Annotated in this window: 14 protein-coding genes and 1 tRNA gene; 6 read left to right on the plus strand and 9 right to left on the minus strand. The window is 57.9% G+C overall.

The window, feature by feature from the left end:
- Positions 1 to 266 precede the first annotated feature (266 nt).
- Complete coding sequence (locus KW842_RS24515) at positions 267 to 923, plus strand: hypothetical protein (protein ID WP_218306750.1); 657 nt, start codon at positions 267 to 269, stop codon at positions 921 to 923.
- Positions 924 to 965: 42 nt separating this feature from the next.
- On the opposite strand, the gene KW842_RS24520 is transcribed toward KW842_RS24515, so the two are convergent.
- From KW842_RS24520 to KW842_RS24560, 9 genes are all read right to left on the minus strand, one after another.
- Entirely contained in the window at positions 966 to 1,379 is a 414-nt protein-coding gene (locus KW842_RS24520; protein ID WP_218306751.1) for a hypothetical protein, read from the minus strand.
- Positions 1,380 to 1,497: 118 nt separating this feature from the next.
- On the minus strand, positions 1,498 to 4,884 hold the full coding sequence (locus KW842_RS24525) for a DEAD/DEAH box helicase family protein (protein WP_218306752.1): 3,387 nt from the start codon (positions 4,882 to 4,884) through the stop codon (positions 1,498 to 1,500).
- A complete protein-coding gene (locus tag KW842_RS24530) occupies positions 4,884 to 7,982 on the minus strand; it encodes a DNA methyltransferase (RefSeq protein WP_218306753.1) in 3,099 nt (1,032 codons plus the stop codon). Before KW842_RS24530 ends, KW842_RS24525 begins: the two co-directional genes overlap by 1 nt.
- 48 nt (positions 7,983 to 8,030) lie before the next feature.
- A complete protein-coding gene (locus tag KW842_RS24535; protein WP_218306754.1) occupies positions 8,031 to 10,943 on the minus strand; it encodes an SNF2-related protein in 2,913 nt (970 codons plus the stop codon).
- 190 nt (positions 10,944 to 11,133) lie between these two features.
- Positions 11,134 to 11,223 (minus strand) — tRNA-Ser (locus KW842_RS24540).
- A 52-nt stretch (positions 11,224 to 11,275) separates the two neighbouring features.
- Positions 11,276 to 13,360 (minus strand): bifunctional diguanylate cyclase/phosphodiesterase, encoded by a 2,085-nt coding sequence (locus KW842_RS24545; protein WP_218306755.1) that lies wholly within the window; start codon positions 13,358 to 13,360, stop codon positions 11,276 to 11,278.
- 3 nt (positions 13,361 to 13,363) lie between these two features.
- Positions 13,364 to 14,533, minus strand: coding sequence for an EAL and HDOD domain-containing protein (locus KW842_RS24550; protein ID WP_218306756.1), 1,170 nt, complete (start codon positions 14,531 to 14,533; stop codon positions 13,364 to 13,366).
- Positions 14,534 to 14,807: 274 nt separating this feature from the next.
- Positions 14,808 to 15,425 (minus strand): response regulator transcription factor, encoded by a 618-nt coding sequence (locus KW842_RS24555; protein ID WP_218306757.1) that lies wholly within the window; start codon positions 15,423 to 15,425, stop codon positions 14,808 to 14,810.
- Positions 15,426 to 15,431: 6 nt separating this feature from the next.
- Entirely contained in the window at positions 15,432 to 16,793 is a 1,362-nt protein-coding gene (locus KW842_RS24560) for a cache domain-containing protein (RefSeq protein WP_218306758.1), read from the minus strand.
- Between the two features lie 227 nt (positions 16,794 to 17,020).
- Here KW842_RS24560 and KW842_RS24565 point away from each other — a divergent pair, with 227 nt between their 5' ends.
- The 5 genes from KW842_RS24565 (at position 17,021) to KW842_RS24585 (ending at position 21,986) form a co-directional block, all read left to right on the plus strand.
- Positions 17,021 to 19,096: a carbon starvation CstA family protein gene (locus tag KW842_RS24565; protein ID WP_218306759.1), complete on the plus strand. Its 2,076-nt coding sequence runs from the start codon at positions 17,021 to 17,023 to the stop codon at positions 19,094 to 19,096.
- A complete protein-coding gene (locus KW842_RS24570) occupies positions 19,096 to 19,296 on the plus strand; it encodes a YbdD/YjiX family protein (RefSeq protein WP_218306841.1) in 201 nt (66 codons plus the stop codon). The genes KW842_RS24565 and KW842_RS24570 overlap by 1 nt, the downstream gene beginning before the upstream one ends.
- Before the next feature lie 62 nt (positions 19,297 to 19,358).
- Entirely contained in the window at positions 19,359 to 20,237 is an 879-nt protein-coding gene (locus KW842_RS24575) for a ThiF family adenylyltransferase (RefSeq protein WP_229223884.1), read from the plus strand.
- Positions 20,234 to 21,301 (plus strand): nitroreductase family protein, encoded by a 1,068-nt coding sequence (locus KW842_RS24580; protein ID WP_218306760.1) that lies wholly within the window; start codon positions 20,234 to 20,236, stop codon positions 21,299 to 21,301. The genes KW842_RS24575 and KW842_RS24580 overlap by 4 nt, the downstream gene beginning before the upstream one ends.
- A gap of 10 nt (positions 21,302 to 21,311) precedes the next feature.
- Positions 21,312 to 21,986, plus strand: coding sequence for a DapH/DapD/GlmU-related protein (locus tag KW842_RS24585; RefSeq protein ID WP_218306761.1), 675 nt, complete (start codon positions 21,312 to 21,314; stop codon positions 21,984 to 21,986).
- Positions 21,987 to 22,041: the final 55 nt, after the last annotated feature.

The raw sequence follows: 22,041 nt of genomic DNA on the forward strand, positions 1-22,041 counted from the left end.
GCACCAGGCATGCCGCATGCTGCTTGAACTCCGGGGAAAACGTACGTCTCTGCTTGCTCATCAAACACCTCTCCATGGCGAGCATTCTCGCCTAAATCAGTGTCCGGGTACATTAAACCACTACACTTTGCCGCAGGAATGCGTGACCGTGTAGGCGTAGGAACTGGTGGCCGTCCCGACGAGAATACGCACTAGGCGCTATTTCCGACCTGGCTGAGTGCGTCAATGCGGATTCGTCAATCGATGAGTTCGCTGCAACGAATGTATTGCGCCAAGACGGGGTTCTGTCGAAGCTACCAGACGATGGCGAGGCGCGAAGCAAAGTCGTAGCGGAAATTCAGCGCACCCTGAGTCAGTTCGCCAAGAACGTATTGCATCCTGAAGCAAAAGTCCGAGACGTCGTGGGGCCTTTGCTAGATTTGGAGCTTTTTGATGTGGATAGCAGGTTCTACAACGCGTATCGGGATGAGACGGCGGTACCGCCACCTCCTGCCGTCAAGTCTCAAGAAGATGTGGAAGACAGGCGCAAGCGTGGATGGGATGCATTGTTCAGAACGCCTTGGAAAGAAATTTGTAAATACCGAGCCTATTTGAGGGGAGAAATGGAACTGGCTACTCACCAGGTCGTTAAGGGATCGGAGTTCAAGCACGTAATGGTGGTTATGGACGATACGGACGCCGGTGGCTTCCTTTTTGCGTATGAGAAAGTTGTCGGCGGTCAGGCGCCGGGCAAGAGCGATTTGAAAAATATGGAAGAAGGTAAAGAAACTTCTATCGACAGGACACTGAGATTGCTCTACGTCACATGCAGTCGGGCTGAGGAAAGTCTTGCTCTGATTCTTTGGGCAGCAAATCCAGGAGCGGCTATTGATGCGGTCAAGGCGACGGGTTGGTTCCTCGAGGGAGAGACCCAGGGGGTGTAATAATTGAAGAGCCGCCAGTGACTTACACTGGTACTTTACTCGTCAGCGCCAATGGGGCGGAATGGTCAGTCCGAGCACTCGCGAAATATTTTCGAGCGCGGCGATAATTTCGCCGTGGCGATTCTTGTCATAGGCATCGCCAGAATCCCGCTGCGATAGAATGATTTTCAACTCAGGAAGATTGTGCAGGTCCAATGCATAGAGATTCCTCCACGTCAACTCACCAAACAATTTGTATACTACTTCAGTGCCGTCTCGATCACTAACCAATCGCTTCGGTCCAAACAACTTTAGTAGTTTCTCTTCAGCCTCATCTTTCGTTTCGACGGTATGTAAATGTTGCAATGGAGCTCCAACGGAGAGAGTTGATTCGATGCCCCGGCGCGGAGAAACTCCGTCCCGCCGAGCAGATTGTCCGGAATTTTGATTGTCGGGATCCAGGCTGTCAACAACCATTGATCGGTTTGATCAGGGCAAGTGGGGCGGGCAAAGCCCGTCCCGCCCTTCATAGCGTACCTGCCAATCCCAAACTAGGATCGAGATCGGGCCCGACGCTATCTCACGTCGAAGCCATTCATTTCAAAACCGAGAACAGCTTCTTCAGGTAGCTGCTGGCTCCGTCCTCCATGAAGAGTACATGGCGACTTTCCAGCTCGGCCTTCTTCGCCGTGTCTCCAACGTTTAGCAGGTCTGAGAACTTGGTAGGTGAAAGGACGAAAGCATTCAGAACAAGCGGCGGCTCACCCGCTTTGGTTTGTCCCGCTAGCGTGGCCTCCAGTGTTTTCACTTCCTTATAGAGACCCAACTTTGGGTGAGACAAGTCGAGATTGCGAAGCCCTTTAGGATCGACAAAGGTCAGCCATTGCTTACCGCTTGTGTCATCCACCAGCCAGAGCAGGAAATCTGGATAAAAATTCCCCGCTAGCGCGAAGCCCAAACCCTTCTCTTCACGATCAGCATTGCGTAGCAGGTACAGGCTGCGCTCTCCAATCGCTTGCTTTCCGTCAGCAGAGTTGTAGAACGCTTCCAGGTCGCGAACGAAGTCAATCTCACTCTGCGCATCGAAGGCCAAGGGGCGGAGTTTTAGTGGCACCGCATCCTTGTCCACCAAAGACAAAAGAGGATAGTACAGATGGCGGTCAAAGCTGATCGCGACCATGCTATTCGCTTCCCATTGGCTGGCTTCTCCGATCTTTCCGTCCGCTACAAGCTTTTTCAGCGCTTCCAGCTTTGCCAAGTACGTCAGGCCATCGTCTGTGTTCTCGATCTCGATCTGATAGAGTTCGAGCATTGATCCGTGATTTTCATCCATGTAGATGATGTCGTAGAACTGGCCTTCGTAACCGCTCTTCAGAGCTTTGTAGAAGCGGTCTGTGTAGTCGGTCAGTAGCCTTATCAGGATGTCCTCATGTTTGCGGATGTCAGCGAAGGTGGTCACGCTCAGCTCCATCGCAGGGATGAACAAGGTGTACCAATCGTTCGCGTCAGCGCAGAAATCGATCAGCTTCTGGCGCTCCAGCCGCAGGTTACTCCAGCTTCGTTGCAACTTGTAGTCCTGCAAGGCCAGATAGATGCGATCCCAATCAAACATAGGGAACAAGTCCGTTTTCAGTTTGCCTTTGTTTCTAGCCTCCGTGGTAGCGATTACCCCCCTGTCCTTGCTAGACAGTGCCTCCACTCGTGGATACAGGTCGAGCACCACGTGGGGCGCTTTGATCTTTCCCTGAAATTCCGCTGGGATTTCGTACAACCAGGGGAAGTGAGTTCGCTTGAAACCCAGCTTTTGGTTGTCCTTGTAGCCATCCTTTAGTGCAAGCGTCTTAAGCGTCCCCTTAGGAAGGTTGGCTTTGGTCGGGAAATCTAGTTCTAAGACTTCGTCACTTGGAGTAATGCCCTCCTCGCGCAGGTAGTCTTTAAACGCTGCCATATAACTAGCGCGCACGCCAAAAACGTTGAGCGTCTCAAGTCTATCCAAGTGCATTCCCTTAGGGCGATCTTGCGGCAAGGTGCGCTTGAGGGAAAAGCCTTTTCCCTTTAGACGCACGCCGCGCCCGAACAATTGGATGATCTGCGAGCCTTCACCCTGGCCCATGTTCAGTAACCCCATTGTCGAAACACGCCAACTGCTCCAACCTTCCGTGAACTTACGTGATCCGATCAATAGGTTGAGGCCGCTTTCCTTGTTGTTTAGTGTGCCGAAGAGCGCACCGCCAAAGTCGTCTCGTTCGCTGTCGAATGCTTTCTCACCCTCTGCTTTCACGAAGAAGCCCGCGTCGTCACCTATATTAATAAGACCGAATGGTTCTGCGTCACCTATTCTCAACGCCAGTTCGCCCTTGCTGCTCTTAATGTTGACCAGCTTCAGGCGCTGTTTGGCCGCTGCATTGAACACGCGCCGCAAAATATCTGCGTATAGCTCGTCCGTCTTCCCAGAAAATTCCATTAAGGCGGTAAAGCGCCCGCTGAAGATATTATTGCCCTTGGCATCCAGAATCTGCGCCCTATCAGCAATTAGGTCGGCCAGCCACTTCTTGATCTGCACGTCATCATTAACGAAGGAAGCAAGGAAGTTCACAACATCCAAGATGTCCGATTCCTCGCCCAATACAGTGTTGCCTACAAATACCCACAGCGGCTTTTCGATGTTGAAGTCGGCAAGTTTGTCACGGTGTGTGCTCCATAGCCAAAGCTGCTGGTAGAAGGCGAGCAGGCAGGCAGTGAAGTATTTTTCCGCGTTGTCCGTCTGTTCGTAGGCTTCGCCGTTCATGTTGAGGATTAGCGATTCCTTACCGTAACCGTCTTCGTAGAAAAACTTGTACGAGTAGTCGAATAAGATGCATTTGGCGTAGATCTCACGCGTGGCGGTGATACGCGCACGGCGCTTCTCCTCGCCAGTCAGTGCTAGTTGCGCCAACTGACTATCGTCCAGTTTCTTCAAACTGGTTGTTTCGAACAGCATCTTGGAGCGTTTCTTCTGGATGTCCTCCTCCGCCGCAGCTACCGTCACACCCTTAGCAACGGCTTGACCGAATGTGGCTGAGTACTCGAAAGCAAAACCTCCACGGACCAGAGCGTCACGCCGCGCCATCCAGGCGCCTGCAGCCGTTCCCGTACCGCGATGCCCTTCGTCCACCAGCACTAGGTTGTTCCCCTCGAAGGCGTCCACGGCAACGGTCTTGTCCCCCATCTCGTCACCCAATTTGTTGATATCGATGATCTCAATGGTGCCGCGCGCCGGGCTCTGCGCTTTATTGAAAAACTGCGAAAAAGCGAAGCCCGACAGGTGAAGCTCCTCCAAATGCTGGCGCGACAGACCTTCGTTTGGCGTGAGCAGAATTATTTTGCTAGGGTAGTGGTCACTTCGACCAGCCTGGAAATAGTGCAGGTACTGTCTTATGTTGACATGCAGAAGGAGTGTCTTACCACTACCGGTGGCGTTCCAAAAAGCGACCTTATTCAGGTCGTCCGCATCGAAATCGCGAAACGGCTCCGCTCCCGCCTCTGTACGGTATCGCGCCATCTCGTCGTTCAACCCATCGAGCAAGTCCTGGCGGCGATTGAAATACCAGTCCAGATAAAGTTCAGTGAACAGCAGCGAGAGGTACTGGAAGTACTTCATCTGCAATTCATGGCCTTCCAACTTGTTACGCTGGTGGGTGATGGCCTGCCAATGGCCTACGAGGTTTAGGTCGTAGCGCCGCAGGTCGCTTTCGGGCACACGATTGGGATCGAAGAGGCCACGAACCAGTTCGTGGAAGAACATTGTTTGGCCGTCCTCGTCAATACCCTCGAAGCGGTCATCGCCCAATCGCGTCTTCAGAGCGCTGAGTGTGCCTCCTTGGAAGAAGCCTAGTACCCAACGGTTTAGCACCAGTTCCTGATGGAAGCTACGCTTCTTTCCTGCGCCTTTCTTGATGGTTCCGCCACCTGTTGCGGCTGTGCTTTTAGGAGCTCGAGCCATCACGCCCCCTCCACCGAGAACATGTGCCCAAGGAACTCAGGCTCGATCTGGCGGAGTTTGAGCGTACGTGTCGAGCCGCCTTCCTCAGCGGTCTGAGTCAGCACTGTCGGGATATTGTGGTCTCCATTGATGTAGACAACATCAAATTCATTGTCCGCTGGATTGATTGCAAGCTTGTCACACAACCTATTAACACCTTCGTAGTCCAGCAACTCACAGTCGCGCCACAGAACGAGACAGCTCTCACCGCTGGGAAGTGTGCCAGTGATGGTAGCGAAGCCTCGTTGCGGCTGGGAGTCAATGTTTTTCACTCGCAGGCCGATCAGGTAGTTAAATGTTTCAATCAGATCGATCTTGCGCGGCTCAAAGGCGCCAGCCGAATCTACAGCCACATTCAAGGTGTAGTCGAAGGGCTTTTTGAAGTCTGAAATTGACAGCAAGGAGTCACGACTTTCCACGTCCAGCATGTAATTCAACAGGTAGTCTTCTTGAGCTTGCTGCGGCAGTGCGTTCAATAGATCGCCCTGCGCAGAGGTGCGACGCAGTTGAAGATTGTTGAGGGTGTCTTCATAGCTTTCAAGCCTGATGACTTTAAGACAGTAAGAGACGCCTGTCTCGGGGGCAGTCGGACGGCCCTCTTTCCAGCGGGCGGAGTAGATGGCCTTTATGGCTCTCGATTTCGTTACAGTCTCGAAGTACTCGCCCTGCTCGACAAGAATGAAGCCGAGCTTTGCTTCCGAACCTGCCGCTTCCGCTTCACGACGTAGTTCGATTACTGCATGAGCAGTTGTGCCACTACCGCCGAAATAATCGAGCACTATTGCATCTTCGTCCGCTTGGGTAGCTAGAGTAATGCATTTTTTAACCAAATTTATCGACTTCGGAAAATCGAAGCGCTTCTCGCCGAGCATATCGATTAGCAAGCTATTACCATAATTTCCAGCATCGAATTCACCACCGCTCCAGACTGTCTTCGGAACGGTTTGTTCATGGGTGACGAATAAATCCCACTCTTCGCCAACTTTGATTGCAGCAATGCGGTCGAGGTTCTGACGAATTGAGTCAAGTCCGAAATTCCAGCGGCGTTCGACACCCTCTTGGTCAATTGGCCATATTTCGATGCGTCCATCCGGGAAAGCTACATTCTTACCGGTGGGGCTGAAGTCTTCATCCGGCACCGTACCGACGTCAACAACTTTGCCATCTACGATATAGATCGGATAGAACGAAAGTCGTCGGTCAATACGTCGTGAATTCTCGCCCCACCTGCGCATTTTGCGTGGGGTATCGTTTTTCTCCAGAGTCCGCGCAACAGTGGACAGTCCGTCACGTGTTAGGAACAACGCGTATTCGTGAGTTCGATTGAAATTGCGGGTAATGGAACCCTTCGGATTATGAACGACCGTAACTTTTGAGAGTGTATGTTCCGGTGCAGTCTGCTCCAATACGGTGCACAAATTGACCATTTCGGAATCATCGATTGCCACGGTTTTCATGCCGTCGAACTGAAGGAGATTCATGCCTTTACGCAATCGGTCTTGCATCAAGCTCATCCAGGACGAATGCTTGTACTCATTCTTATAAAGAATAGGCGTGGAGTTGGTGTTGTACGGCGGATCAATGTAAATATACTTGATCTTCTCCCGGTACTTCTCTTGAAGAAGGTTCAGAGCTTGGAAATTATCGCTGTGAATAAGTACGCCGCTAGTAGCTTCATCAATAGACTCCACTTGACTAAGCAGCCTGGCCTTGAATTCTGGCGAAAAGAGAGCGGTATCAACCATCAGATACAGCCTGGTTTTTAGATCATCAGCCGTACCTGCCCCAGTACCATCCCACATACCGAATTGTTTCCACTGCCCCCATTGGCGCTCATTCGCCACAACTTCCGGCCACAATTCTTCCGGCACTCTGTCCAAGGTGATGCAGTAGTGACTGGATACTACAAATTTTTTCTTCAACCACAGCTTCTTCTGAAAATCCTCTAGTTGCGCAAGGAAGGTGATCAGTTCTTGCGCAATGGAGCGTAAGCATTGGATAAGCCGCAGTGATTTTTCGATATTGGCAATTGAGTCAGCATTCTGCACATCGTCGAGGTGCATTACTTCGTTCTTAACGTAAAAATCCAGCTCACGAAACAAGAAACCACCCAAGTCCTTATGGATGAAGTAGTCGGCGGTGTTTCTGGTGGTGTAGTCGGCCAGGTGCTTTTCCAGCAGCGTGCGCTGTGGATTCTTATCTGTCGGTGCACGGTTACCCAAACTCAGCCAGCGCGATTTCACGGTCGCATCGGCTAGCACGATTTCCACAGCTTTTTTTACCAGTGCCTCCTGCTTTGTGCCCTTGGGTTGGGGCAAATATTCGAAGCGTACGATCAGTGCCTTTCCGTTCGTTCCGTCTACTTCTTCCACCGGCAGGATAACTTCCTCGTATTCATCGCCGTTATCATCGACGCGCGAGAGAGTCTTGTTCTCGGCTAGCGCGAAGCGACGCTCCTTGTCGTTGTCTTTACGGTTATCCTTCGCTGTGTCGGCAGCTACCAGACGGAAATGCACAGTACGTCCATCGTCGAGCTTCAAGCTGTAATTACTGAAATTCTCGCCGCTCTTGGTGTAATACTGGTCCTTGTTGGCCCAGTGAAGCATCACTTCCTCACCAGCGTAGGGAATGGCGTAGGTGTCGCCCTTGTACCGACGCTGACTAATGAAGTCCCCTTGCTCGTAGTAGCGTGAAAAGAAGGTCAATAGGTGTGAGAACGCTGCATTCTCATGCTCGCTCTCACCTGTAGTGGCAGCGTACAGGCGAGCGCGCAGATCCTTTACTTTGGGAAGGTCATCTGGATTTGCACCGAGTGCCTGTGCCTGTTTAATGGCTTCGTCCAGGTCTCCCTGAATTTGGTGTGCGTTGGCGGCGTTACCTGCCGAAAGAGCGGCTTGTACTTTCTCGGGCAATCGATTTTCCAAGTACTCGTTGATCTCGCCGGCACGGGCATTGAGGACGCGATAGATGCCGAAGTCGAGCTCAGGACGGTCGATTTGGAAAATCTCGCGCAGCTTGGCGACGAGTTCTTGGAATTTTGGGTTGTTCTTACTGGTCATGGCTTGCCCAATTTCGGAATCCTAATGAATCGTGTGTTTATGTGTGTTCTAGATGACTTGCCAGCGAATGCTGAACAATGTCTCGTTGCTCGTTTTTTCTTGCAGCCTCTGCTGAAGAGTTGAAATCAGCTCGTCGCGCTTTGCGATGATTTCGTCCTCGACAGCGAAGATCGCTTGCCTCTGGTGGCGCTGCTTCCGCTCCAGTTCCGAGAGCTCGCGTTGGATGCCATCCTGCTCCTGCAATGTAGAGGCCTTGCGCGCGTCACGCTTCAACTGCGCGATGCGGGCTTTGGTGTTCTTCAATGCATCCTCTGCGGCCAGCAGTTTGTCATCAGCCCAGCGCTCTAATTTATCTCGCTCCTCATTGAACAGGCGCTGATTGCCCTCCAGTACATGCGCTATGGTAGCGGCGACGGCTCGCTGGCTGTTAGCGATCAATGATTCCGGCGGCGTAGTGTGCAGAGCGACAGGCATTTCCGCCGACGGAATTGTCATCAGCTTTTCGCAGGTTTCCTGATCCAACGGTTCACCATCGTCGGTAACGCCGGAGAACAGCAATGCTTCGGTCCTGTCGTAGGCCAACACTTCCAGTCGAGCCAACGTAAGCCAGCCAGATTTCCCACGCAGCTTCTCGATTACGGAAATGCGTGCGCCATGCTTGCTGTAATCCAGGCTTACCGTGGCGGTGGGCGTATGGGCAGCTAGGCCGGAAGCGATGCTCCACTCGCCCAGCGGGTGGCTTAGTCGGTAGGCGTGGGCCAGCATGTCAGGCTGTGCACCGCCACGAATGAGCTGGTAGCGTCCAGGCGAAATGCCACTAGGTGGCTCACCAAGAGAAAACGCGTACGACGGCTCGTCGAATTTCGCGCGATCGCTAAGGGCATAACGAGTGACACCCCAGAACCAACGGCCTAGTTTATCAAGCCGAGCTTCCGCTTCGTCCAAACGCAGTTTGAGGCGGTCATGGACGTCTTCGTCGAAGTTTTCCAGCAACTGCGCCTGAGTTTCCTTAATGCGTCCAGCTATGACTTCTTCCAGCTCCGTCTGCAGCTTGTTGAACGCGGACTCAATCTGCTCCGGCTGACGGCAAGTATCGTAGATCTGGAGTACGCGCTTTTCGAAGTCAAGGCCACCTTCGATACGCCCCAGCACTTCGTCGCTTGCGCCGAACACGCCGGAAAATAGACTGAACTTCTCGGTGAGTAGTTCTAGCACGCGCTGATCTGCTTGGTTGCGTGTGTTGAGGAAGTTAATGACTACTACATCGAAGCGCTGACCGTAACGGTGGCAGCGACCAATGCGCTGCTCAACGCGCTGCGGGTTCCAAGGCAAATCGTAGTTGATGATGAGCGCGCAGAACTGGAGGTTGACGCCCTCTGCTGCGGCTTCGGTGGCAATCATGATCTCGGCACCGCTACCATCGTCCTTTCGGAAATGGTCGATAAGCGCGGTGCGCTTGTCCACCTGTGGCGAGCCCGTGACGCGGTCCGTACCCTTGAATTCCTCCAGCCAGCGATGGTAAATGGCGGCCGACTCTTCGTGAGCGTTTGTGCCGGAGAACAGCGCCAGCTTGCCTACGTAACCATTGGCCGAGAGAAAGCGATGCAAGTATTCCTGGGTGCGCCTTGACTCCGTAAAGATGATAGCTTTACGCGGGGCACCTAGTTCGGCCATCTTGCCAAATCCCAGTGCAAGTCCTTTGAGCAGGGCCTGAGCCTTAGTGTCGGTTTGCAGCGCACGAGCTGAATCGATGAAGGCAGTCAACTCCTCTATCTCTGCACTGATGGCATCGAAAGTCGCGTCTGAATCGGGCTTGTCGATCTTGACCGCATTTGGCGCGAGATCAACAGCAGCGATATCGTCCCGGGCTTCCTCTTCAAGATATTCCTGCTCCAGATCGTCTTCAGCGATGAGCTGCTCGATCAACGCGGTTCCGTCGTCTTTTGGCACGCCTCCCGCCAACAATCCTTGCAGCCGCTCGCGGATGGTGGCTAGAGTGGCAGCAACTGCGTGCGAGCTGGAAGCCAGCAGCTTACGCAGAATAAGCGCAGTAAGGTGACGCTGCTGTTTGGGCAGGGCGTAAGAATCGTCCTTTTGTAGGAATGTTGAAATGCGCTCGTAGAGCGCCTGCTCGTCATCTGTAGGGTTGAACGGTTGGGTCAACGCTTTGCGCTCGGTGTACTTGATGTACTCTAGCACGTCACGCCGCAAGGTTCGTTTGGTAAAACTCGCTATGCGCTCCCGCAGCTCGTCCATCCCCGAAGTGCTGTTCAAGAACTGCTTCCGGAAGGCAGCCTCATCGCCAAAGAGGTGATCGTCGATCAGTGTAGAGAGGCCATATAGTTCCATCAGCGAATTCTGGAGCGGTGTAGCGGTGAGCAGCAGCTTCTTGCGGCCTTGCAATGCGCGCTTAAGTGCCTGCCCGGTGCGGTTGCTGGTCCGATGCGCGTTGCGCAACTTATGCGCTTCGTCGATGATCACTACGTCCCATGGCACGGCGCGCAACTCAGCCTCCAGCCTGGCAGCGAACTGGTAGGACATGATTATGACCGCCTTGCCAACCAATCCCTGCAAGGTGGTAAGGATGTCGCCCGTAGACTGTTTGCGCATAGAGACCGCATCCACCACAGTCGATGGTACGGCGAATTTGTCCTGCAGCTCCTGCGCCCATTGTTTGCGCAGACTGGCAGGGCAGATGACCAGAAGTCGTCGACGACGTTCTGCCCAATATTGGCAGACGACCAATGAAGCTTCGATGGTTTTACCCAGGCCAACTTCGTCGGCGAGAAGCACGCCTTCTTGCAAAGGGTTACGCAGTGCGAACAGGGCCGCCTCGATCTGGTGTGGATTTAGATCAACACTGGCGTCGAAAAGCGATTGGGAAAGCCGGCCTACGCCGTCGGCAGCATGCCGCCTCGTCAGCTCATGGGCGTAGTACTTGGCGTGGTAAGCTGAGATCAATATGCGGACTCCGCCTTATCTAGACGGATAGCGACCAAGGCCTGATTCAACTTACTGACGTGCAGCAACACTTCTTGGGTGATAGACATTGCTTGCTCCTAATCAAATCTAGTTTTGATAGTTGTTTTGATAGCTCGCAATGAATTACAATCAATCTTCCCAATAAAATCAAACACTTACTATTAACTTGTGGCGGAAGCGGTGAGATTCGAACTCACGAACGGCTCACACCGTCGGCAGTTTTCAAGACTGCTGCCTTCAACCACTCGGCCACGCTTCCTAAGTGTGCAGCATTATACAGATTTCTGGGGGCAAAACCACCCGTATGCCGATCAGGCCGCGCGGCTCGACTGGTCGGGCAGCCAATTTTCCCGCAAGGCGCGCTCAAACGCTTCCGCTTCCAGCGGTTTGGAGAAGAGATAGCCCTGCACTTCATCGCAGCCGGAGTTCTTCAGGAACGCCAGTTGCTCCACCGTTTCGACGCCTTCGGCAATCACTTTATGCTTGAGTTGCTGGGCGATGCTGATGATGGTGTTCGCAATCGCGCAATCGTTGGTGTCGGCCGGGATGCCGACGGTGAAGGAGCGGTCGATCTTCAGGGTGTCGATCGGGAAGCGCTTCAGGTAGGACAGCGACGAGTAGCCGGTGCCGAAATCATCCAGCGACAAGGTCACCCCCATGGCCGTGATCCGGTCCATGATGCCGATCACCCGGTCAATATTGTTCATCAGCGTGCTTTCGGTGATTTCCAGCTCTAGCCACGATGGTTCCAGTCCATAGCGCTTCAAGGTCTCGCTGACACGCCCCGGCAAGGCCGCAGTAAACTCGCGCGCAGATACATTGACCGCCAGCCTTATCGCCGGCAAGCCCGCATGCTTCCACGCCTGCGCCTGCGCACACGCCGCTTCCAGCACCCATTCGCCGACCTGCACCACCAGTCCGGTCGCTTCCGCCAGCGGGATGAATTCGGACGGCGGCACCAGCCCACGCACCGGATGGCGCCAGCGCACCAGCGCTTCGGCGCCGATGATCTTGCCGTCGGGGATGGCGTATTTCGGCTGGTAATGCAGCAGCAATTCACCATTGCCCAGCGCGTTGCGCAAGCCGGTTTCGATGCGCATGCGCTCTTGCATGCCCTGGTTCATGTCCTGGCTGTAGAAGGCGATGTGGTCGCCGTCCTCGCCGCCCTCCTGCTTGGCGCGGTACATGGCGATGTCGGCCAGCCGCAGCAGGGTTTCGGCGTCGCTGCCATCCTGCGGGTAGACGCTGATGCCGATGCTGCCACCGACGCGCAGGTCGTGGCCTTCGATGATGATCGGTTCGTTCAGCGTGGCCAGCAGTTTTTGCGCCACCATGCTGGCCTCGAAGTGCTGGCCGATGTCGAACAGGCCGACCGCGAATTCGTCGCCGCCCAGCCGCGCCACCAGATCCTGGTCGCGCAGCACGGAGCGGAAGCGGCGCGAGACTTCCACCAGCAGTTCGTCGCCGATGGCGCGGCCCAGCGTGTCGTTAATCAGCTTGAAGCGATTGAGGTCGATGAACAGCACACAGCCATGCGCCTTGTTGCGCTGCGCGACCATCAGCGCCTGGTCAACCAGCTTGGTCAGCAGCGTGCGGTTCGGCAGGTTGGTCAGCGCGTCATAGTAGGCCAGATGGTGGATGCGTTCCTCGGCCGTCTTGCGTTCGGTAATATCGGTCAGGTAGGCGATCAGGCCAATCGAGCGGTCGTTGAGGTCGCACAGCGGCGAGAGCGACAGGCTGGCCCAGAACACCTCGCCGCTCTTTTTTTTGCGGCGCACCTCCATCAGCCGGCCGCCCTGCTCCAGGAAGGCGTCGTGGAAGCCGATGTCTTCATCATCGTAGAGGAACAGGATGTTGCGCCCCACCGCTTCCACTGCGGTGTAGCCGAACAGCCGTTCCGCGCCCTTGTTCCAGCTGATGATGAAGCCGTTCATGTCCATGGTCAGCACGGACTCGTGAATCTGGTCGAGGATCTGCGCCTGATGCTGCAGCTGCGCTTCTACCTGCACATAGGCGTGGGTGGTGCGCTGCGCCACCGAATGCACTTGCAGCACGCTGCCAGCCAGGCTGGCCAGGCTTGCCAGGTGCTGGCGGTCCAGCTCGCTGTAATGCTCGCGGCCGGACACCACGAAACGGCCGAAGAAATGCTGGTCGAAATAGATGTCCTGGCTCAGGCTGGGCACCGCGTCGTCATTGGCCGCCTGCGCAGCTTCCAGCGGCGGATGCAGCAGCAGCGACGCCGCATCGGCCGGGATGTATTCGCCCAGCGGGCTGTTCAGCACGGCGCGGACGATGCGCCCGAGTTCCTGCGTCAGCGCAGTGCCGCGCAGACGCAGCACCGCGTCGCACAAGGCCGCGCTGCTGCTCAGGAAATCGGAGACGGGGTGCGCGAGCATGGCTTAGATATTCCTGCTCACCTGAATCGCCCAGTGGTAAGCCTGTAGCTGGGCTTCCCAGTAGACTTCGTGGCTGATGCCGGCCTGTTGCAGCGCGGCGACGTCCTGCCGCTCCACCAGCTTGAGCAAATCGCCCAGCGGGCCGGCGCGGTCCAGCAGCGCCATGACCACGTCCAGATCGAGGCTGAGCGCGGCGACGATTTCGGTCATCGGCATGGCCAGCAGCACGTCCAGCAGCGAGAATACGCCGGCCACAAACGCCATATCCTGCTGATCGCGATCCCAGCCCTGCGCCTTGGCCAGCACTTCCATCATCGAAGCGCGCACAGCCGCTAACGGCAGCAGCGGATTGGCCAGGCCGTCATCCTGCTGGCGCGCGTACAGCAGCAGCTGCAGCCAGCGCTGCAACTGGCGGCGGCCCAGCACATTGATCGCCTGGCCGAAGCTATGAATCGGCGAACTCAGCGCGAACGCGGCCGAGTTCACCAGTTTCAGCAGGTGGTAGGCCAGCGCCGGATCCTGTTTCAGCAGCACTTCCAGCTCGCGCGAATCGGCGTCGCGCGCCAGCAGGCCCAGCAGCGCCAGCAGGCGCTTGCGCGAGGTGCCGTCGCCGACGTGGTTGTCCTGCGATGGGTGAGAAGCGAAGTCGCCGGCGAACCAGCTAAAGCCGGCCTTGGCGCAATCGGCGATACGTTCTTCGCTGTGCATGCCAGTCGCCAGATGCGGCCCTGGCTGGGCCACCAGCGCCAGCACCGGCGGCAGCGTCAGCGACGCGTCCACCATCAGCGAACGGGCGCCGCACATGGTGGCGGCCGAGCCTTCAGCCACGCCTTCCAGCATGACGCGGTAGCCGGCATCGGCGTACGCGGCGAGTTTTTTTTGCACGGCGACTTCGGTGCAAGCGGCAGCGGGCACGCGCAGGATGATGCGGCTGGCCGGCAGCGTCTCCAGCTGGGACTGCTCCAGCAGTTGCGGATTCGGTACGGGAAGGATGCAATCCATCGGCGCCAGCGCGGCAAACACGTCTGGCGTTTTTAGCAAGGTAAGCGCCGCCTGGAAGGCGTCGCCAGCGTCCGGCGATACCTCAAAAGTCAGTGCCACCCACTCATTCTGAGCGTTGGATACTGCTTGCAATTCCACCAGTGGAAACAGGCTGATTTCAGGCGCAGACATCAATATCTCATCAGGGTTGTGCGCGCCATCTTAGTTCAACAATTAACTTAAGGCAATCTAATACCAAAAAGATAGTAGAGCCTTGAGCAAGGTGACCAGTGCTATACCAATCCCCGGCGCGCTTCACGTTTTATTTTACACAATAGCAAGATTTCTGCGGTCGGAAAAGAATATAGCAGATATTGCCGTGCAAACACGTTCTATTAGAAATTGCTTAATGGTATTAGAGTTGTCTGTCGACTTTTTTGCCACACTGACTATATTGACACGGCTGTCAGTGTGCGTTCTGCACGGCAAATCGTATCAACTCCGCCTGGCCTTCGATGCCCAGCTTACGCTTGATATTCAGGCGGTGGGTTTCAACCGTGCGCACGCTTAAATCCAGCGCGCGGGCGATCTGCTTGTTCGACTCGCCATTGGCGATATGCCGCAGCACCTCGTGTTCGCGCGAAGTCAGCTGGTTATCCTGGTTCTGCGGCTGGGCCAGCTGGCGCGCCAGCGCGGCGCTGTAATAGATGCCGCCCGACATCACCGTCTCGATCGCCACCACGATGTCCTTGCCGGGCGCATCCTTCAGCACATAGCCGCGCGCGCCGGCCTGGATTGCCTGCGACACGTATTCCAGCTTGTCGTGCATCGACAGGATGAGCACCGCGATGCGCGGGAAGGCTTGCTTGAACAGCGCGGTTGCCTCGATGCCGTTGGCGCCGCGCATATTGATGTCCATCAGCACCAGGTCGATCGCATGGCGCGCGGCCTGCTCCAGCGCTTCGGCTGCGCCGCCGGCTTCGGCCACTACCTCGAATTGCGGCATCGCCTCCAGCCGCGCGCGCAGGCCGTCGCGCACCAGGGGGTGGTCGTCCACCAGCAGTATCTTGATCGTATTCGTCATATGTAATTAACTATTGTTAGCGGCGTAAGCCATCACCATGGTGCCATCGGTCGAGGACAGAATTTCGAAATGGCCGCCGATCGCGTCCATCCGCTCCATCATATTGCGTAATCCTATGCCGCGCTGCGGATGCAGGGCGATGCCCTCGGCGTCGAAGCCATGGCCATCGTCGCGGATGCGCAGCGTCACGCCGGCCGCCTCGCCGGTCAGCGTGATGTCAATGCGGCTGGCGCCGGCGTGGCGCTCGATATTGGTCAGCGCCTCCTGCGCCAGGCGGAACAGCACGGTGTTGGCCACATCGGGCAAGCCGTCGGTACAGCCGGACGCCTCGAAGTGTACCGGAGTGCCGCTGCTCAGCGTGTACTCCTGGCCCAGGTGATGCAGCGCGGCGGCCAGGCCCAGATCGTCGAGGATGGCCGGGCGCAGATTGTGCGAGATGCGGCGCACCTCGGCCATCACATTGCTGAGCTGGTCGGCGGCGTGCTCGAACACCGCCTGCGCGGCTTGTTGCTGCTCCGGCCTGGCGGAAGTCAGTCGTATGATGCCTGCCTCAATTTGCAGCTTGATCGACACCAGCCACTGGCTGATCCCGTCGTGCAGGTCGCGCGACAGCCGCGCCCTCTCTTCTTCCTGCGACTCCACCACCCGCTGCGCCAGCACCTTGAGCTTGGCGTCGGCCACCCGCAATTCACTGATATTCAGCGCCAGGCCGGAGCTGGCCACGGCCACCGCAGCGGCAATCGCAATTCCGGCAATCCACAGCATGGTGCTATGGATATTTGCCGACTGCTGGACGTCGATCTTGGCCAGCGCCTGGTCGACATCGTCGAGATAAATGCCGGTGCCCATCATCCATCCCCACTTGGGCATCGCGATCACATACCCCAGCTTGGCGACCGGCTTATGGGTGGATGGCTTGATCCACATATACCGCTCCAGCCCGCCACCGGCGCGGGCGCGTTGCAGCAGATTCTGTATGGTCAGCTGGCCATGCTGGTCGCGCAGGCCAAACAGATTCTGCCCGACCAGCTCAGGCTGGCGCGGATGCATCAGCGTATTGCCCTGCATATCGTAGAGGAAAAAATAGCCGTCATCGCCATAGCTGAGCGAAGACAGGATGCGCATCGCCTCCTCGCGCGTGGCCTGATCGTCGCGGCCGGAATCGTAGAGATGGGAAATCGAATGCGACGCCAGCGCCACGTAATGCTTGAGTTCAGCTTCCTTGCTGCTTAAATAGGCCTGCTGGATGGTGGCGCGCTGCTGCTGCGCCAGGAGCACCGACTGGTGCCGCACCGCCAGCGCGATCGCGCACAGTGCCAGGATCAGCGGCGTAATCGCCAGAAAAATCACTTTTTGCCGCAACTTCATCGGCCCGCTCCCTCATATTCTTGTAACCCGGATTCTACGCTCCCGGACGCCCGCCGGCCTACGTAGTGGTACGCAGCACGCTTGCGTAGTGCTGCGCTTGATCCTGTTATTCATTTGCTGAATACTAGACATAAGTTAGTCCGGGGTCCGTTCTGCCAAACGTACACGAGCTCGTGTACGTTTGGCAGAACTGACCCCGGACTAAAAAAGACAACCTTGGAGGAAGCATGAATACTGCACCAAATACCCTGGCCAGCAAGCTGGGGTGGGCTGCCCTGGCCTTGTTCGGCGCAGCCGCGCTGGGCGTGGTCGCCCTGCACCGCGGCGAATCGATCAGCGCGATCTGGATCGTCATCGCCGCCGTCTGCATTTACCTGATCGCCTACCGCTTCTACAGCCTGTATATCGCCGACAAGGTGCTGGGCCTGGACCCGCGCCGCATGACGCCGGCCGCCCGCCTCAACGACGGGCTCGACTATGTACCGACCAATAAGAATGTGCTGTTCGGCCACCACTTCGCCGCCATCGCCGGCGCCGGCCCGCTGGTCGGCCCGGTGCTGGCCGCGCAGATGGGCTATCTGCCGGGCATGCTGTGGATCTTGGCTGGCGTGGTGTTTGCCGGCGCCGTGCAGGACTTTATCGTGCTGTTCATTTCGATGCGCCGCGACGGCCGCTCGCTGGGCGACCTGATCAAGTCCGAGCTGGGCCCGATTCCCGGCAATATCGCGCTGCTGGGCACCTTCATGATCATGGTCATCATCCTGGCGGTGCTGGCGCTGATCGTGGTGAAGGCGCTGACCGGCTCGCCTTGGGGCAGCTTCACCGTGATGGCCACCATCCCGATCGCGCTGTTTATGGGGGTTTATTCGCGCTTTATCCGCGTCGGCCGCGTCGGCGAGGTGTCGATCATCGGCTTTATCCTGCTGATGGCGGCCATTTTCGGTGGCCAATGGGTGCAGGAGAATCCGGCGCTGGCGCCGATGTTCACTTTCACCGGCACCGAACTGACCTGGATGCTGATCGGCTACGGCTTCATCGCTTCCGTACTGCCGGTGTGGCTGCTGCTGGCGCCGCGCGATTACCTGTCGACCTTCCTGAAGATCGGCACCATCGTCGGCCTGGCGCTGGGCATCATCATCGTTGCACCACAGCTGCAAATGCCGGCCTTCACCAAGTTTGTGGATGGCACCGGTCCGGTATGGTCGGGCTCGCTGTTCCCCTTCCTGTTTATCACCATCGCCTGCGGCGCCGTGTCCGGCTTCCACGCGCTGATTTCGTCCGGCACCACGCCGAAGATGATCGAGAACGAAAGCCATGCCCGCTTCATCGGCTATGGCGCGATGCTGATGGAATCCTTTGTTGCCATCATGGCGCTGGTAGCCGCCTCGACCATCGATCCTGGCATTTACTTCGCGATGAACTCGCCAGCCGCGCTGCTCGGCAGTACCGCTGAGTCGGCAGCCCAAGCGGTGTCGCAGATGGGCTTCTACATCACCCCCGACATGCTGATCCAGACCGCCAAGGATGTGGGCGAACACAGCATCATTTCCCGCGCCGGTGGTGCACCAACGCTGGCAGTGGGCATGGCCCACATCCTGTCCAACGTGCTGGGCGGCCGCGAGATGATGGCCTTCTGGTATCACTTCGCCATCCTGTTCGAGGCGCTGTTCATTCTGACCGCCGTCGATGCCGGCACGCGCGCCGGCCGCTTCATGCTGCAAGACCTGCTGGGCACGTTTGCGCCATCGCTGAAGAAAACCGATAACACCTTCGCCAATCTGGTCGCAACCGGCCTGTGCGTTGCGGCCTGGGGCTACTTCCTGTACCAGGGCGTGGTCGATCCACTGGGCGGCATCAACACCCTGTGGCCGCTGTTCGGCATCGCCAACCAGATGCTGGCGGCGATTGCGCTGATCCTCGGCACCTGCGTGCTGTTCAAGATGAAGCGCGGCCAATACGCCTGGGTCACCATCGTGCCAACCATCTGGCTGCTGCTGTGCACGCTGACCGCCGGCTGGCAGAAAATCTTCGACGCTAATCCGAAGATTGGCTTCCTGGCCCACGCCGCCAAGTACCAGGCCGCGCTGGATGAAGGCAAGATACTGGCGCCAGCCAAATCGATCGCGCAGATGCAGCAGGTGATCTTCAACGATTACCTGGACGCCTCGCTGGCCGGCTTCTTTGTGATCGTCGTGCTGAGCGTGCTGATCTTCGGCGCCCGCACCATCATGACCGCACGCGCCAACAGCAAGCCGACCGTCAAGGAAAGCCCGCTGGTGCTGTCCACCGCCAAGGTGCAATGATGTTGGGCGATATCGCCAAGGCCGGCCGTTATCTCGGGCAGAGCGTGCGCCTGATGATGGGCCTGCCCGACTACGATACCTATGTCACCCATCGGGAAACCACGCATCCCGGCGAGCCTTACATGACCTACGAGGAATTCTTCCGCGAACGCCAGGAGGCCCGCTACGGCGGCGCAGGCAAGCGCGGCGGTTGCTGCTAAATCAAGACCGGCTCCCAGTGAGCCGGTTTTTTTTCGACCAGAGGGAACTTTGCGGGGTGCCCATGCATCTAACCGGCATGAGCTACAACTATCAACAAGCATACGCCCGCAATCTGGGCTGGGTTACCGCTGCTGAACAGGCTGCCTTGCGCGGCAAGCGGGTTGCGATTGCCGGCATGGGCGGGGTTGGCGGCGTGCACCTGCTGACGCTGGCGCGGCTGGGCATCGGTTCTTTTCATCTCGCCGACTTCGACACGTTTGACATCGCCAACTTCAACCGCCAGGTCGGCGCCACCATGTCCTCGCTGGGCCGGCCCAAGGTCGATGTGCTGGCCGAGATGGCGCTGGATATCAATCCGGAACTGACGCTGCGGCGTTTTCCCAACGGTGTCGGCAGCGCCGAGCTGGCCGACTTCTTCAACGGTGTAGACTTGTATGTGGACGGACTGGACTTCTTCGCCTTCGAGGCGCGCCAGGCGGTGTTTGCCTCCTGCGCGCGGCTGAATATTCCGGCGATCACCGCAGCGCCGCTGGGCATGGGCACGGCGCTGCTGAACTTCCTGCCCGGCCAGATGACGTTTGAAGAATACTTCGGCTGGGCTGGCCAATCGGACGATGAGAAAGCCCTGCGGCTGCTGGTCGGCCTGGCACCGGCCGGGCTGCACGGCGGCTATCTGGTCGATCCGTCGGCCATCAATTTGAAGGAGCGGCGCGGCCCGTCGACCATCATGGGCTGCGAACTGTGCGCCGGCGCGGCGGCCACCGAGGCACTGAAAATCCTGCTGCAACGCGGCGATGTGCGCGGCGCGCCCTGGGGCTATCAGTTCGACGCCTTCCGCAACAAGCTGGTGCGCACCTGGCGCCCCGGCGGCAACCGCCATCCGCTGCAACGGCTGGCCATGATGCTGGCGCGACGACGCCGGCCCGGAGGCAATACATGAGCACAATGGAGCAGATACTCGACCTGGCGCGCTGGGCGCCCAGCGGCGACAACACGCAGCCATGGCGCTTTGAAGTGCTGGACGAACACCGGCTGGTAGTGCACGGCCACGACACGCGCGAGCATTGCGTCTACGACCTCGACGGCCATCCCAGCCAGATGTCGATCGGCGCGCTGCTGGAAACCATGGCCATCGCCGCCAGCACCTTCCAGCTGGAGCTGCGCAGCATGCGCCACACCGATACGCCGGACAACCGCCCCACCGTCAGCATCACGCTGACGCCCTCGCCTGGCATGCCCGCCGATCCGCTGGCAGACGCCATCCTGCGCCGCAGCGTGCAGCGGCGCGCACTGAGCCGTCGCCCGCTAACGGCCAGCGAAAAGTCCGCGCTGTCGCTGGCGCTACCGCCCGGTTACCGCGTGCATTGGCTGGAAGGCGGCCAGCGTGTGGCCGCCGCCAGGCTGATGTTCCGCAACGCCAAGCTGCGCCTGACCATGCCGGAAGCGCATCAAGTACACACCTCCATTATCGAATGGGATGCGCGCTACAGCGAGGACCGCATCCCCGATCAGGCGCTGGGCGCAGACGCGCTGACCACCAGGCTGATGCGCTGGGTGATGCAGGACTGGCGCCGCGTGCAGTTCTTCAACACCTGGCTGGCTGGCACGCTGGCGCCGCGCCTGCAAATGGATCTGATCCCGGCACTGGCCTGCGCCGCGCATTTTGTGCTGGTCGCCGAACACCGCCCACAGCGCATCGACGATTACATCGCCGCCGGCCGCGCCATGCAGCGTTTCTGGCTGACTGCCACCATGCAGGAGCTGCAACTGCAACCCGAGCTGACGCCGCTGATCTTTGCCCGCTATGTGCGCGAGAACCGCATCTTCTCCAGCACGCCAGGCATGCAGCAGCGCGCCGCCGCGTTGTCGCGCCAGGGCGCGGCGCTGGTCGGCGCGGAGGACTGGGACGCGGCTGTGTTCATGGGCCGCATCGGCGCAGGCGCGGCAGCGGAATCCCGTTCGCTGCGCCGGCCGCTGCACGAGCTGCTGATGGCGGCGCAGTGAGGCGAACAGCATGCGCGCCATCAAGCCCGGCCAGATCATCGTCTTTCTGTGCCTGCTGGCGCTGATACTGCTGCTGGGTGCGGGCAGCGCTGCGTTGCTGTCGGGCGTGCTGCCGCCGGGAGAGTTCCGCGCGATCGCGCTGGTGGCGGCGACGCTGCTGCTGGTCTACCTATACGCCTTCATGGTCTACCGCTGTTTTCTGCTGCTGCTGCCGCTGCGCGAAGGCGTGGTGGCGGAAAACTCGCGTGACGAGCTGGCCGCCAACGTCAACATCCTGTTCTACCTGCTGCTGTTCAATTCGCTGATACGCACCCACTTCATTCCTGTGCCATTGCAGCGCCTGATCTACCTGGCGCTGGGCGCGCGGCTGGGCGTCAACACCTACAGCGCCGGCGCGCTACTCGATCCGCCACTGACGCGCATCGGCAGCAACACCATCATCGGCCACGACGCGGTGATCTTCGCCCACGTCATTGAAGGCGCACGACTTGAACTTAAAGCCGTCGTCATCGGCAACACCGTCACCATCGGCGCCAAGGCGGTGGTGATGGCCGGCGTGTGCATCGGCGACCACGCGATTATCTCGGCCGGCTCAGTGGTCACCAAGGACACGCAGATTGCCGCTGGTGAAGTCTGGGGCGGCGTGCCGGCGCGGCGGCTCAAAGCTGCCTCGGCGCAAGCGTGACGGATTTCTTTACACACGCCGTGGAATCCGCGCCCTACCTGATCGCAAGCCATTG

The organism is Duganella sp. sic0402 (genome assembly GCF_019219065.1).
GTDB lineage: Bacteria > Pseudomonadota > Gammaproteobacteria > Burkholderiales > Burkholderiaceae_D > Rugamonas.

What these genes read in the sequence shown, in the direction of transcription:
- KW842_RS24565 (WP_218306759.1), top strand. Translation starts at nt 17,021, where the DNA reads ATGAATACTGCACCAAATACCCTGGCCAGCAAGCTGGGGTGGGCTGCC.
- KW842_RS24550 (WP_218306756.1), bottom strand. Translation starts at nt 14,533, where the DNA reads ATGTCTGCGCCTGAAATCAGCCTGTTTCCACTGGTGGAATTGCAAGCA.
- KW842_RS24570 (WP_218306841.1), top strand. Translation starts at nt 19,096, where the DNA reads ATGTTGGGCGATATCGCCAAGGCCGGCCGTTATCTCGGGCAGAGCGTG.
- KW842_RS24580 (WP_218306760.1), top strand. Translation starts at nt 20,234, where the DNA reads ATGAGCACAATGGAGCAGATACTCGACCTGGCGCGCTGGGCGCCCAGC.
- KW842_RS24560 (WP_218306758.1), bottom strand. Translation starts at nt 16,793, where the DNA reads ATGAAGTTGCGGCAAAAAGTGATTTTTCTGGCGATTACGCCGCTGATC.
- KW842_RS24525 (WP_218306752.1), bottom strand. Translation starts at nt 4,884, where the DNA reads ATGGCTCGAGCTCCTAAAAGCACAGCCGCAACAGGTGGCGGAACCATC.
- KW842_RS24530 (WP_218306753.1), bottom strand. Translation starts at nt 7,982, where the DNA reads ATGACCAGTAAGAACAACCCAAAATTCCAAGAACTCGTCGCCAAGCTG.
- KW842_RS24585 (WP_218306761.1), top strand. Translation starts at nt 21,312, where the DNA reads ATGCGCGCCATCAAGCCCGGCCAGATCATCGTCTTTCTGTGCCTGCTG.
- KW842_RS24575 (WP_229223884.1), top strand. Translation starts at nt 19,359, where the DNA reads ATGCATCTAACCGGCATGAGCTACAACTATCAACAAGCATACGCCCGC.
- KW842_RS24545 (WP_218306755.1), bottom strand. Translation starts at nt 13,360, where the DNA reads ATGCTCGCGCACCCCGTCTCCGATTTCCTGAGCAGCAGCGCGGCCTTG.
- KW842_RS24520 (WP_218306751.1), bottom strand. Translation starts at nt 1,379, where the DNA reads ATGGTTGTTGACAGCCTGGATCCCGACAATCAAAATTCCGGACAATCT.
- KW842_RS24555 (WP_218306757.1), bottom strand. Translation starts at nt 15,425, where the DNA reads ATGACGAATACGATCAAGATACTGCTGGTGGACGACCACCCCCTGGTG.